Origin of the sequence: Mycobacterium sp. AMU20-3851 (genome assembly GCF_043974665.1) — a bacterium.
Lineage (GTDB): Bacteria > Actinomycetota > Actinomycetes > Mycobacteriales > Mycobacteriaceae > Mycobacterium.
Map to the genome: position 1 here is coordinate 1,318,070 of NZ_CP146371.1, position 12,955 is coordinate 1,331,024.

14 protein-coding genes are annotated in these 12,955 nt (G+C 69.3%); 8 read left to right on the forward strand and 6 right to left on the reverse strand.

Translation table 11 applies throughout. The features are described 5' to 3' along the window. Positions 1-116: 116 nt before the first annotated feature. The 4 genes from sigE to tatB all read left to right on the forward strand — a co-directional run bounded on the left by sigE (position 117) and on the right by tatB (position 3,264). Positions 117-806: an RNA polymerase sigma factor SigE gene (gene sigE / locus V4U86_RS06545; RefSeq protein WP_395311932.1), complete on the forward strand. Its 690-nt coding sequence runs from the start codon at positions 117-119 to the stop codon at positions 804-806. Between the two features lie 84 nt (positions 807-890). Beyond that, positions 891-1,283 (forward strand): anti-sigma E factor RseA, encoded by a 393-nt coding sequence (gene rseA / locus V4U86_RS06550; RefSeq protein ID WP_395310471.1) that lies wholly within the window; start codon positions 891-893, stop codon positions 1,281-1,283. Positions 1,284-1,352: 69 nt separating this feature from the next. After that, a complete protein-coding gene (gene htrA / locus V4U86_RS06555) occupies positions 1,353-2,843 on the forward strand; it encodes a serine protease HtrA (protein WP_395310472.1) in 1,491 nt (496 codons plus the stop codon). 1 nt (position 2,844) lies between these two features. After that, a complete protein-coding gene (gene tatB / locus V4U86_RS06560; RefSeq protein WP_395310473.1) occupies positions 2,845-3,264 on the forward strand; it encodes a Sec-independent protein translocase protein TatB in 420 nt (139 codons plus the stop codon). Between the two features lie 89 nt (positions 3,265-3,353). Here the strand turns inward: tatB and V4U86_RS06565 are convergent, their stop codons facing one another. The 4 genes from V4U86_RS06565 to V4U86_RS06580 form a co-directional block, all read right to left on the reverse strand. Next, positions 3,354-4,496 carry an Mrp/NBP35 family ATP-binding protein gene (locus V4U86_RS06565; RefSeq protein WP_395310474.1) on the reverse strand — a complete coding sequence of 381 codons (1,143 nt, stop codon included), beginning with the start codon at positions 4,494-4,496 and terminating at the stop codon, positions 3,354-3,356. 60 nt (positions 4,497-4,556) lie between these two features. Continuing rightward, entirely contained in the window at positions 4,557-5,819 is a 1,263-nt protein-coding gene (locus V4U86_RS06570; protein ID WP_395310475.1) for a lytic transglycosylase domain-containing protein, read from the reverse strand. Positions 5,820-5,973: 154 nt separating this feature from the next. After that, the gene (locus tag V4U86_RS06575) at positions 5,974-6,522 is read right to left on the reverse strand and encodes a DUF1003 domain-containing protein (RefSeq protein ID WP_395310476.1); all 549 of its coding nucleotides are present in this window, start codon (positions 6,520-6,522) and stop codon (positions 5,974-5,976) included. Beyond that, positions 6,519-7,814 carry a magnesium transporter MgtE N-terminal domain-containing protein gene (locus tag V4U86_RS06580; protein ID WP_395310477.1) on the reverse strand — a complete coding sequence of 432 codons (1,296 nt, stop codon included), beginning with the start codon at positions 7,812-7,814 and terminating at the stop codon, positions 6,519-6,521. Before V4U86_RS06580 ends, V4U86_RS06575 begins: the two co-directional genes overlap by 4 nt. A 25-nt stretch (positions 7,815-7,839) precedes the next feature. Between V4U86_RS06580 and V4U86_RS06585 the strand changes: the two genes are divergently transcribed. Next, positions 7,840-8,835: an HpcH/HpaI aldolase/citrate lyase family protein gene (locus V4U86_RS06585; RefSeq protein ID WP_395310478.1), complete on the forward strand. Its 996-nt coding sequence runs from the start codon at positions 7,840-7,842 to the stop codon at positions 8,833-8,835. Here the strand turns inward: V4U86_RS06585 and V4U86_RS06590 are convergent. Both V4U86_RS06590 and V4U86_RS06595 read right to left on the reverse strand, forming a co-directional pair. Continuing rightward, positions 8,832-9,227, reverse strand: a complete 396-nt coding sequence (locus V4U86_RS06590) for a DUF4190 domain-containing protein (protein ID WP_395310479.1) — start codon at positions 9,225-9,227, stop codon at positions 8,832-8,834. The two genes, V4U86_RS06585 and V4U86_RS06590, sit on opposite strands and share 4 nt — an antisense overlap. Then, on the reverse strand, positions 9,224-9,874 hold the full coding sequence (locus V4U86_RS06595) for a DUF4190 domain-containing protein (RefSeq protein ID WP_395310480.1): 651 nt from the start codon (positions 9,872-9,874) through the stop codon (positions 9,224-9,226). Before V4U86_RS06595 ends, V4U86_RS06590 begins: the two co-directional genes overlap by 4 nt. 162 nt (positions 9,875-10,036) lie before the next feature. Between V4U86_RS06595 and V4U86_RS06600 the strand changes: the two genes are divergently transcribed. The 3 genes from V4U86_RS06600 (at position 10,037) to V4U86_RS06610 (ending at position 12,954) form a co-directional block, all read left to right on the forward strand. Beyond that, the gene (locus V4U86_RS06600; RefSeq protein ID WP_395310481.1) at positions 10,037-10,549 is read left to right on the forward strand and encodes a general stress protein; all 513 of its coding nucleotides are present in this window, start codon (positions 10,037-10,039) and stop codon (positions 10,547-10,549) included. 105 nt (positions 10,550-10,654) lie between these two features. Then, positions 10,655-12,052: an ABC transporter substrate-binding protein gene (locus tag V4U86_RS06605; RefSeq protein WP_395310482.1), complete on the forward strand. Its 1,398-nt coding sequence runs from the start codon at positions 10,655-10,657 to the stop codon at positions 12,050-12,052. Beyond that, positions 12,049-12,954: a carbohydrate ABC transporter permease gene (locus V4U86_RS06610; RefSeq protein WP_395310483.1), complete on the forward strand. Its 906-nt coding sequence runs from the start codon at positions 12,049-12,051 to the stop codon at positions 12,952-12,954. The genes V4U86_RS06605 and V4U86_RS06610 overlap by 4 nt, the downstream gene beginning before the upstream one ends. The last annotated feature ends 1 nt before the right edge of the window (position 12,955 follow it).

Here is a 12,955-nt window from a genome sequence, read left to right on the forward strand (position 1 = left end):
TGGAACACGGCGACAGCTTGCGAGCACGGAATACGGATGGCCTCGGCCACGTTTCCATCGGCAACGCTTTCGACAACGCGCAGCAGACCCGCGTCACCGTGGTCTGCACCCCTGATATGGAGGATCTGACGATCACCACACCCTCTGTCACCGCCAACCCGGTCGCTCCCGCCGGTGCATCTCCTGTCTCGATGCCTCACCTGGAGCAGTACACCGACGGCGACTGGGTGGAGCCCTCCGACGAACTCGTCGGTACCGCGGTGTTCGACGCCACCGGCGACAAGGCCGCCATGCCGTCCTGGGACGAACTGGTCCGCCAGCACGCGGACCGGGTGTACCGACTGGCCTACCGCCTCTCGGGCAACCAGCAGGACGCCGAGGACCTCACCCAGGAGACCTTCATCCGGGTGTTCCGCTCGCTGCAGAACTACCAGCCGGGCACCTTCGAGGGCTGGCTGCACCGCATCACCACCAACCTGTTCCTGGACATGGTGCGTCGCCGCACGCGCATCCGGATGGAAGCGCTGCCCGAGGACTACGACCGCGTGCCGGCCGACGACCCCAACCCCGAGCAGATCTACCACGACTCGCGGCTGGGCCCGGACCTGCAGGCCGCGCTGGACTCGCTGCCGCCGGAGTTCCGCGCCGCGGTGGTCCTGTGTGACATCGAGGGGCTGTCCTACGAGGAGATCGGCGCCACCCTCGGTGTGAAGCTCGGCACCGTCCGTAGCCGGATCCACCGTGGTCGGCAGGCCTTGCGCGAACATCTGGCCAAGCATTCGGAGGAGCTCAGCGCTTCTGCCTGATCATGATGGATGTGAGGTGCGGCCTGCCGCGCTACATTCAAATGAGCAGAGTGCGAAGCGGGGCGGTCCGAAAGGAGTCGGGTGATGGCAGACCCGGGCGATGTGTTCCGTCGTGCGTTCTCCTGGCTTCCCGCTCAGTTCGCGTCGCAGAGCAATGAGCCCGTCGGTCCACGCCAGTTCGGCTCCACCGAGCATCTCTCCACCGAGGCCATCGCGGCCTACGTGGACGGTGAACTGCGGATGACCGCCCACTTGCGGGCCGGGCACCATCTGTCTTTGTGCCCGCAGTGCGCCAACGAAGTGGATGCGCAGCGCCAGGCCCGGTCCGCGTTACGGGAGGCCTGTCCGATCGCCATGCCCAACTCGTTGCTGGGTCTGTTGTCCCAGATACCCGACCGCACCCCGGTGACACCCACCGAGGAAACGCCCCAGCACCTCGTCGAAGGCACAGGTCGCGCTCGGCGTAAGCGCCGGTAGGGTTGATGCCAGGACGATCAGTCGCGGGTGCCGTCGGTGGCGCGCGCTTGAACGGGGAGTGATGCACGGGTGACCAATCAGGACCAATCGGGCAGCAATCCCCGTCTGGCGCCCCGTCCGGTTTCGCGTCCGCCGGTCGACCCGGCGCAGCAGCGTGCCTTCGGCCGGCCCGACGGCGTGAGCGGCTCCTTCCTCGGCGCGGACAAGCACCGCGACCAGGGTGAATACACCCCCAAGAATCTGTCTCCCGACCCGGTGCTGGCCGAGGCGTTCGGTCGGCCCTATGCCGGCGGTGACTCGCTGCAGCGCCATCCGGCCGACGCCGGAGCATTGGAAGCCGAACGGGACGTCGATGATGACGAGGTCGACGATCCGTGGCGCGACCCGGCCGCCGCCGTGGCGCTGGGTTCCCCGGCCGTCTCGCCCAGCGGACCGACCGTCGTGCAGGCACCGCAGGGCAAGTTGGGTGTCCGCGATGTGCTGTTCGGCCGTCGGGTCTCGGCCGTCGCACTGGTGGTCCTGGCGATTATCGCGCTGGTCATCGGTGCGCTGGGCGGTGTCGTCGGCCGCAAGACCGCCGAGGTGGTCGAGGCGTTCACCACCTCCAAGGTCACCCTGGAGACCAGCGACCGCCCGGCCGAGCCCGCCGGGCAGTTCGCCGAAGTCGCTGCCGCCGTTGCCGATTCGGTGGTCACCATCGAGGCCACCAGCGACCAGTCCGGGTCGCAGGGCTCCGGCGTGGTGATCGACGGCCGCGGCTACATCGTCACCAACAACCACGTGATCTCCGAGGCCGCGTCCGACCCGGCCAAGTACAAGATGACCGTCGTGTTCAACGACGGCAAGGAGGTCCCGGCCAACCTCGTGGGCCGTGATCCCAAGACCGACCTGGCGGTGATCAAGGTCGACAATGTCGACAACCTCAGCGTCGCCCGCCTGGGGGATTCGGAGAAACTTCAGGTCGGCGAGCAGGTGATCGCGGCCGGTGCCCCGCTGGGCCTGCGCAGCACCGTGACCCACGGCATCATCAGTGCGCTGCACCGGCCCATCCCGCTGTCCGGTGACGGGTCGGACACCGACACCGTCATCGACGGCGTGCAGACCGACGCCTCCATCAACCACGGCAACTCCGGTGGCCCGTTGATCAACATGGCCGCGGAGGTCATCGGCATCAACACCGCCGGAAAGTCGTTGTCCGACAGCGCCAGCGGCCTCGGGTTCGCCATCCCGGTCAACGAGGTCAAGGACGTGGTGCAGAAGCTGATCGAGGCCGGCAGGATCTCGCATCCGACCCTGGGTCTGACGGCACGGTCGGTGAGCAACGACCTGGCCTCCGGCGCGCAGATCGCCGACGTCAAGGCCGGCGGTCCCGCCGAGCAGGGCGGCATCCTGGAGAACGATGTGGTGGTCAAGGTGGGTGGCCGCGACGTGGCCGACGCCGACGAGTTCGTCGTCGCCGTCCGCCAGCTCAAGATCGGCGAGCCCGCACCGATCGAGGTGGTCCGCGACGGACGCCGGGTCACCCTGACCGTCACTCCGATCGGCGACGGCGCGGCCTGACATGTTCGCGAACGTCGGTTGGGGCGAGATGCTGCTGCTGGTGGTGGCCGGTCTGGTCATCCTCGGCCCCGAACGGCTACCCGGCGCGATCCGGTGGACCTCCGGTGCGGTGCGGCAGGCGCGCGAGTACCTCAGCGGCGCCACCAATCAGCTGCGCCAGGACCTCGGCCCGGAGTTCGAGGATCTGCGGGAACCGCTGAGCGAACTGCAGAAGCTGCGGGGCATGACGCCGCGCGCCGCGCTGACCAAGCATCTGCTCGACGGTGATGACTCGTTCCTGACCGGAAACTTCGACAAGCCGGTCAAACCGGTGTCCTCGGATGCGCCCAAGCCGGCCCAGCCGCCCGCGCCCCCGGCACCGCCGCCGCCGTCTGCCCCGGCCCAGCCCGGCGTCACCCGCTTCGACGCCGACGCCACCTAGCTTCAGCTGCGCGCCCAAACGAACAAGCGGGCGCCGAAGTACGGGGCGGAGTCCGCCTTTTCGTCGATCTCGGCGGGCCTGGCAGGAACCTACCGGCCGGCGGGATCCAGCCCCAGCGACATACCGGCCAGACCGCGCTTGCGGGCGCCGAGTCCATCGGCGATCTTGCGCAGCTCCTTGGCGGCGGGGGAGTCCGGCTTCGACAGCACCAGCGGCACCCCGGAATCACCAGCGGACACCAGCTCCGGCTCCAGCGGCACCTGGCCCAGCAGCGGCACCTCGGCGCCGACGGAGCGGGTCAGCGAGGCCGAGACCTGCGCGCCGCCGCCCTCACCGAAGATGTTCATCGTGGTGCCGTCGGGCAGGGTCAGCCCGGCCATGTTCTCCACCACGCCGACGATGCGCTGGCGGGTCTGCAGCGCGATCGCCCCGGCCCGCTCGGCGACCTCGGCCGCGGCCGACTGCGGAGTGGTGACGACCAGGATCTCCGCCCCCGGGATCAGCTGGGACACCGAGATGGCGATATCACCGGTGCCCGGCGGCAGGTCGAGCAGCAGCACGTCCAGATCGCCCCAGTAGACGTCGGCCAGGAACTGCTGCAGCGCGCGGTGCAGCATCGGTCCGCGCCACACCACCGGGGTGTTGCCCTGGGTGAACATGGCGATCGAGATGACCTTCACGTCATGCGCGATCGGCGGCAGGATCATCGAGTCGACCTGGGTGGGCCGGTCCACGATGCCCATCATCCGCGGCACCGAATGGCCGTAGATATCGGCATCGAGCACGCCGACCGACAGCCCGCGCGCGGCCAGCGCAGCCGCGAGATTGACCGTGACACTGGACTTTCCGACACCGCCCTTGCCCGAGGCCACCGCGTAGACCCGGGTCAGCGAGTTCGGCTGGGCGAACGGGATCACCGGCTCGCGGGAGTCGCCGCGCAGCAGCTTGCGCAGTTCGGCGCGCTGCTCGTCGTTCATGACGTCGAGGCTGACCTTGACCGCGCCGGTGCCCGGGACGTCGGTGACGGCCGCGGTCACCTTGTCCACGATCTCCGCCTTCTTCGGGCAGGCCGAGGTGGTCAGGTAGATCTCGACGTGCACGCCGGAGTCGGCGTCGACGGTGACGTCTTTGACCATGCCGACCTCGGTGATCGGGCGGCGCAGTTCAGGGTCGACGACCTTGACGAGCGCGGAGCGGACCGCTGCTTCGAGGTCGGTATTAGGCGAGGACATCATCCGCGAGTGTAGGCCGCGCCTACCGACCCGGGCTTTCGGGTGCGACCTTCAGGACGCTCAGGCCGCGGGGCCGGGCAGGGGGCCGAGCGGGGCGCCGGGGCCGACCGCTCCCGCAACCGGCGCCGGGGGTGCGGCCGGTGGCGGTGCGAACGGATTGAACGGCGCGGCCGGGGCCGGGGGTGCGGCGGCGGGTGGCGGTGCGAACGGATTGAACGGTGCCGCGGCCGGCGGCGGAGCGAATGGGTTGAACGGTGCCGGCGGTGCTGCCGGGGCCGGGGTGTTCTCTCCGATACAGAACACCGAGCAGTTCGGCACCGCGGTGGGCTGATCAGGTCCGGGCGGCACCGGCAACCGGTCGGCGACGTTGGCGCGGCCCAGATCGAAGAACGGCATCACGGCCATCGGGTCGTTCGACGGCAACCCGAGCGCATTCAGCGGCAGCCCGGGGCCGAGGCCCTCGGCCTCGGCGTTCAGATGCACATTGGCGTCCCTGAGCTGCGGGACCGAACCGGTGATGGGCGGCAGGTCCACCGGGACCACGCCGGTCGCGTAGGCGGCGGCCCAGCCGAGCACGTTGCGGGCGTAGGCGACGGAGTTGTTGTAGCGCAGGATCGCCGTCATCACCTGGTTCTGGTCACGCATGCTCAGCCCGCCGCTGCACAGGTAGCGCGCCGCGGCCAGCGTCGCGTCGTACAGGTTCTGCACCTCGGTCTTGCCGTCACCGTTGCCGTCGGAGGCATACCGCGACCAGGTGCCGGGCAGGAACTGCATCGGGCCCATCGCCCGGGCGTAGGTCACCCGGTCGTTGTTGCGGCTCTGCACGATGATCTCGTTACCGGGCAGCGAGCCGTCCAGCACCGGCCCCAGGATGGGCCTCGCCGCGGTGCCCTGGGCGTCGGTGGCGCCGCCGTTGGCGTGCATGGATTCGATCCGGCCGATGCCGGCGAGCAGGTTCCAGCTCATGCCGCAGCCCGGGGCGGAGGCGGCCATCATCCGTTCGGCGTTGCGGTAGGCGTTCAGGGCGACCGTCGGAATGCGAAGGCTGCCCGGAGATGTGACCACGGCGGTCGGCGGCGGCGCGGACAGTGCGGTGCCCGCGGTCTGGAACGGTCGAGGGACCTTCTTGGCCGCGACCACGCTGACGCCGGACTCGCCGTCGGAAGTGGGGACCACCGCCGCGAGCGGGGTCACCGTCGTCTCCAGGACCGGCTTTGCGACCGGTGCCGAGGCACCGACGCCCAGCGTGAGAACCAACGGGCTGATCACGGCGAGACCCAGCAACCCCCGGGTACTCGGCGCGGACTCAGCCACCGTACGCATCACCCGCTCTGCCCCATGCCGCGCTGCGGCGAGAGCGGAGGCTGCCGCTTTGACCACTCAACCGTCCTAGATTTGCCGGACCCGACCGCTTGTGAACCAGGTCACCATACCTACTCGGCCCCGGCCGTGGTGCGGCAATGGCATGCAATCACGATCACGGCGCTTCCGGGGCGGGGTCGGATTCGCCACCGTCGGCCTCGGCTGACCGCTTGCCCTTCTGCTTCTTGGGCTTGGGCGGCACCAACTCGACCAGCATGTCGCGCAGTTCTTCGAGTTCCCGGCGCAGGTAATCGCGGGTGGCGACTTCGCCGACGGCCAATCGCAGCGCGGCCAACTCGCGGGCCAGGAATTCGGTGTCGGCCTTGGTCTGCTCGGCGCGCCGGCGGTCCTCCTCCAGCGCCACCCGGTCCCGGTTCTCCTGGCGGTTCTGGGCGAGCAGGATCAGCGGCGCCGCGTACGCGGCCTGGGTGGAGAAAGCCAGGTTCAACAGGATGAACGGGTACGGATCCCACTGCAGGGTCAGCGCCGACAGGTTCAGCAGGATCCACACCACGACGAACACCGTCTGGATCGCCAGATAGCGGCCGGTGCCCAGGAACCGGGCGAAGGATTCGCCGAAGCGGCCGGCCGCCTCGACGTCGAACTGCGGGGTGAAGCGCCGGCGGGACATCCGCGGGGTGTCGATACGCCGGGTATCGGTCATGACGTCTTCCCCGCGGGCATGATGACCGGCTCGCTCTCACCTTCGCGCCAGTCGCCGGGCAGCAGGTGGTCGAGCACGTCGTCGACCGACACCGCGCCGAGCAGGTGATTCTCCTCGTCGACCACCGGCCCACACACCAGGTTGTAGGCGGCGAAGTAGCGGGTCAGCGCCCCCAGCGTCACCTCCGGCCGCAGGCTGGGCAGATCGGTGTCGATGATGCCGCTGACCAACGTGGCGGGCGGCTCCCGCAGCAGCCGCTGCAGATGGACACACCCCAGGTAGTGACCGGTCGGGGTGGCGGTCGGTGGCCGCACCACGAAAACCAGGGAGGCCAGGGCCGGGGTCAGGTCGGGGTCACGCACCCGGGCCAGCGCTTCGGCGACCGTGGTGTCCGGTGCCAGCACCACCGGCTCCGAGGTCATCAGGCCGCCGGCGGTGTTCGGGGAGTGGCTGAGCAGTCGCCGGACATCCTCGGAGTCCTCGGGGTCCATCCGGCGCAGGAACTGCTCGGCATCGGCCGGCGCCATCGCGCCCAGCAGATCGGCCGCGTCGTCGGGATCCATGGCCTCCAGCACGTCGGCGGCGCGCTCGGTCTTCAACTGCCGCAGCACGGCCACCTGCTCATCCTCGGGCAGTTCCTGCAGCACGTCGGCCAGCCGCTCGTCATCGAGGGCGTTGACGACTTCGAAACGTCGTTTGGGCGGCAACTCGCGGACCGCGTCGGCCACCTCGATCGGCCGCTGCCCCTGGAACTGCTCCAGCAGCTGCGCGACCCCCTGGTCGGGCATCGCCAGCCCGGACGGCGTCAGGCCCTGGACGTGTTGCCAGTCGACGGCGTAGACGTTGCTGCGCCGGCCGAGCCGCCGCTGCGGCCGCACGGCCACCTTGGTCACCACCCAGTCCCGGGTGCGGGTCTGCTCGATCCCGAGATCGACCACGACGACGTCGAGCCCGGTCAACTGCTCCAGATCGGGGTCATCGACACGGACGCGGGTCTCCAGCACCTGACCCAACGCGAGCACCTCACCGGGACGCTGGCTGAACCGGCGCAGCGACACGTTGCCGGTGGTCAGCGTGACGGCATGCGGCTCGATCGCCGTGACCCGCAGGATCGGCACGAAAATCCTTCGGCGGGTGAGCAATTCGACCACGAGCCCGAGGACGCGCGGCTGCTGGCGGACGATGCTGATGCTCACCACCACGTCGCGGACACGGCCGATCGACTCACCGTCCGGGCCGAGGACGACCATCCCCGCCAGGCGGGCCGCATAGACCCTGGTAACCGCCGCCATGATCTAGAGCGTAGAGACTGGGGGCGTGGACAACGTGTATCGCCCCCGCCGGACGTGTCTGTCTGTTCCGGGCAGTAGCGACAAGATGATTGAGAAGGCCAAAACGCTGGCCGCCGACCAGGTCTTCCTGGATCTGGAGGACGCGGTGGCCCCCGACGCCAAGGCCGATGCCCGGTCCCGGGTGGCCGCCGCGCTGATGGAGCCGGGCTGGTCGCCCGGCGGGCTGGAGCGGAGCGGCCGGGGGATCGGCTCGGGGTCGTTGAAAGGTGTCCGGGTCAACGACTGGACCACGCCGTGGACGCACGCCGACGTCATCGAGGTGGTCGCCACCGCCGGTTCGGTGCTCGACATCATCGTGCTGCCCAAGGTGTCCGACGCGACCCACGTGCACGCACTGGATCTGCTGCTGACCCAGCTGGAGACCGTGCACGGCCTGCCGGTCGGCCGGATCGGCATCGAAGCGCAGATCGAGGACGCGTTGGGGCTGACCAATGTCGACGCCATCGCCGCCGCACCGCGGGTGCAGGCCCTCGTGCTGGGGCCCGGCGACATGGCGGCCAGCCTGAACATGCGCACCCTCGAGGTCGGCGGGCAACCCGAGGGCTACGACCTGGGCGACGCCCATCATCACGTGCTGATGAAGATCCTGGTGGCGGCCCGGGCGCGCGGTATCAACGCGATCGACGGACCGTATGTGAAGGTGCGCGACGTCGAGGGATTCCGCCGGGTGGCCGGGCGGTCGGCGGCGTTGGGCTACGACGGGAAGTGGGTGCTGCACCCGGATCAGATCGCCGCGGGCAATGAACTGTTCAGCCCGCGCCAGGCCGACTACGACCATGCCGAGCTGATCCTGGAGGCCTACGAATGGCACACCTCGGCGGCCGGCGGGGCGCGCGGCGCGGTGATGCTCGGTGACGAGATGATCGACGAGGCCAGCCGGAAGATGGCGCTGGTGGTGGCGGGCAAGGGCAGGGCCGCGGGCATGTCGCGCTCGACCGCGCCGTATCAGCCGCCCGCCTAGGCCAGGGTGAAGCCGCTGACGAGCACGCCGATCCACAGCAGCGCCAGCAGCACCAGCCCGGCGGTCGTCAGGCCGCCGATGACGGCGCCGGCCACGGCGAGGCCGTAACCGTCCTGGCCGGTGCGCCCGGTCTCACGCATCGCGATGACGCCGAACACCAGACCGGCCACCGACGGGACACCGCAGAACGGCAATCCGGCCAGGGCACAGACCAGCGCGGCGATAGCTTTGCCGTTGGTACCCGGCGGTTTGACGGGGTACGGGGTCAGACCGGGGTAGACGGGATAGCCGGGAGGTCCCGGGTAGACCGGCGGCGGCAGACCGACGTCGGCCGGATAGTCCACCGGGCTTCCCGGATCGCCCGGTGCGGGCTGCGGTGGGCCCTCGCTCACAGCAGCGCGAAGGCCCACACGAGGCTGATCACCAGGGACAGCCCGCCGACGGCGATGCCGGCGATCGCCAACCCGCGGCCGCCCTGGTTGCTCTGCTTGATCTGGTTGAGGGCGATGACGCCGAGCACGATCCCGATGATGGACCCGATCCCGCAGATGACGCCGACGAGCGAGGCGATCAACGACCCGATCGCCAACGAGTTCGTGCCGGACGGCTGCGGCGCACCGTAACCGCCGTAGCCGGGGGCCGCACCGTAGGGCGGTGGCACCGGGGGATACCCGGGAGGCGGGGGCGTGCCGAACTGTGGTGCCCCGAATCCCGGCGGACCCTGGGGTGCCCCGTAGCCGGGTGGTGGCGGGGGATAGCCCGTGCCCGCGTAGTCGGGGCCGCCCTGTCCCGGCGGGGGGTATGGCGGCGGGAAACCGGGGGCGCCCTGGCCCGGCGGCGGGAATTGCGCTGCGGGATCGGGTTGCTGATACGCAGGCGGCGGGTCGTAGCTGCCGTACGCCGGCGGCGGCGGGTAACTGGGGCCCGACGGCGGGGTCTGCTCGATCGGTGGGGCCTCGTACCCGGCGGCGGTCGGCTCGGAACCGGAACCCGCATCCGATGGTGGTGTCGCGTCCTTGTCCTCACCCGGATTGCTCATCCTGCAAACGTAGCGTACGTGCTGGTCCCCGGCGTGATTCATGCCCAGGCCAGGCCACATGCGGGCTCCGCTGGGACTAGGGTTGTTCATCGAACCCGATGGACGCGTACCCGTCTGTGCACGTCGGCCGGCGCCGACGCCAACGAAGGAGAACGAGTAGCCATGAGCGGACCGATGCAGCCCCGCCAGAACCCCGGCGCGCGGACGGGAGGCCGTAACCCCGCGGCGTTGCCGACTCCGCCCAAGGGCTGGCCGATCGGGGCCTATCCCACCTACGCCGAGGCGCAGCGCGCGGTGGATTACCTCTCCGACCAACAGTTTCCGGTCCAGCAGGTCACCATCGTCGGTGTCGACCTGATGCAGGTGGAACGGGTGACCGGCCGGCTGTCCTGGCCGAAGGTGCTCGGCGGTGGGGTGCTTTCGGGCGCCTGGCTGGGTCTGTTCATCGGCCTGATCCTGGGCTTCTTCAGCCCCAGCCCCTGGGGCGCGCTGGCCACCGGCCTGATCGCCGGTGTCTTCTTCGGCCTGATCACGTCGGCCATTCCGTACGCGATGGCGCGCGGCACAAGGGATTTCAGCTCCACCATGCAACTGGTGGCGGGCCGCTACGACGTGCTCTGCGACCCGCAGAGTGCGGAGCAGGGACGGGATCTGCTGGCGCGCTTGACGATCTGAAAGGCAACGCGCCGGGGAAACGGTTGCAAATTGCGTGCATAGGGCTCTACGGTTTGCCCCGCGGGGGTTTGGCCCCGGCGACATCGATGCAGACGGAGGCCGGTAGTGCTCAATCGACGACTCTGTGCTGCGGTGATGGCCGCGGTGACGGCCGGGTCGGTGGCCACCGCGTGCGGCGCGGACGACGACGGCATCGTGATCAGTTACTACACACCAGCGAACGAGATGGCGACGTTCACCGCGGTGGCGCAGAAGTGCAACGAGGAACTCGGCGACCGGTTCAACATCAAGCAGGTGTCGTTGCCCAAGGGCGCCGACGATCAGCGACTGCAACTGGCGCGCCGGCTCACCGGCAACGACAAATCGCTCGACGTGATGGCCCTCGACGTGGTCTGGACGGCGGAGTTCGCCGAGGCCGGCTGGGCGTTGCCACTGTCGGATGATCCGGCCGGTCAGGCCGAGGCCGACGCGACAGAGAACACCTTGCCCGGCCCGCTGGAGACCGCGAAGTGGCAGGACAAGCTGTACGCCGCGCCGATCACCACGAACACCCAATTGCTTTGGTACCGTGCGGATTTGATGGATGCTCCGCCGGCGACCTGGGACCAGGCGGTGGCCGAGGCCAAGCGTCAGTACGCCGCGGGCGGCCCCAGCTGGATTGCGGTGCAGGGCAAGCAGTACGAGGGCCTGGTGGTGTGGTTCAACACCCTGCTGGAAAGCGCCGGCGGACGGGTTCTTTCCGATGACGGCAAAACCGTCACACTGACCGACACCCCCGAACACCGCGCCGCCACGGTCAAGGCGCTGCAGATCATCAAAGACGTTGCCACCGCCCCGGGCGCGGACCCGTCGATCACCCAGACCGACGAGGGCACCGCGCGCCTGGCGCTGGAGCAGGGCAAAGCCGCACTCGAGGTCAACTGGCCGTTCGTGCTGCCCTCCATGCTGGAGAACGCCGTCAAGGGCGGCGTGGCCTTCCTGCCGCTCAACGAGGATCCGGCCCTGGACGGGGCGATCAACGATGCGGGCAGCTTCTCGCCGACCGATGAGCAGTTCGACATCGCCTACGAGGCAAGCAAGAAGGTGTTCGGTTTCGCGCCCTTCCCGGGTGTGCGCGACGGGGAGCCCGCCCGGGTGACGCTCGGCGGTCTGAACCTCGCGGTCGGTAAGAACACCCAGCACAAGGCCGAGGCGTTCGAGGCCATCCGGTGCCTGCGCAACGTCGAGAACCAGCGCTACACCTCGGTGGAGGGCGGCCTGCCCGCGGTGCGGGCCTCGTTGTACGACGACCCGGCGTTCCAGGAGAAGTACCCGCAGTACGAGATCATCCGGCAGCAGCTCACCAACGCCGCCGTCCGCCCGGCCACGCCGGTGTATCAGTCGGTGTCGACCCGCATCTCGGCCACGCTGGCGCCGATCAACCAGATCGACCCCGAACGCACCGCCGACGAGCTGGCCGAGCAGGTGCAGAAGGCCATCGACGGCAAGGGGCTCATCCCGTGACCACCACGACCCAGACCGATGACCTCGCATCGCAGCGGCGGCTGGCCTTCTGGCTGATCAGTCCGGCCGTTCTGCTGATGCTGGCGGTGACGGCCTACCCGATCGTCTATGCGGTGTGGCTGAGCCTGCAGCGCTATAACCTGGCCGCCCCCGATGACACCGAGTTCGTCGGACTCGACAATTACGTCACCATCCTGTCCGACCGGTACTGGTGGACGGCGTTCGTCGTGACGCTGGGCATCACCGTCGTCTCGGTGGCCATCGAGTTCGCGCTCGGCATGGCGTTGGCACTGGTCATGCACCGCACCATTTTCGGCAAGGGCACCGTGCGCACCGCGATCCTGGTGCCGTACGGCATCGTGACCGTGGCGGCGTCCTACAGCTGGTACTACGCATGGACCCCGGGCACCGGTTATCTGGCCAACCTGTTGCCCGACGGCAGCGCACCGCTGACCGAACAGCTGCCGTCACTGGCGATCGTGGTGCTGGCCGAGGTCTGGAAGACGACGCCGTTCATGGCGCTGCTGCTGCTGGCCGGTCTGGCGCTGGTGCCGCAGGATCTGCTGAACGCGGCCCAGGTCGACGGGGCCGGGCCCTGGACGCGGCTGACCAAGATCATCCTGCCGCTGATCAAGCCGGCCATCCTGGTCGCGCTGCTGTTCCGCACCCTGGACGCGTTCCGGATCTTCGACAACATCTACGTGCTGACCGGCGGCGCCAACGACACCGGCTCGGTGTCGATCCTGGGTTACGACAACTTGTTCAAGGCGTTCAACCTCGGACTGGGTTCGGCCATCAGCGTGCTGATCTTCCTGTGCGTGGCGGTCATCGCCTTCATCTTCATCAAGATCTTCGGAGCTGCCGCGCCCGGCAGCGACGACACTGCCGAGGGGGGTCGCTAGA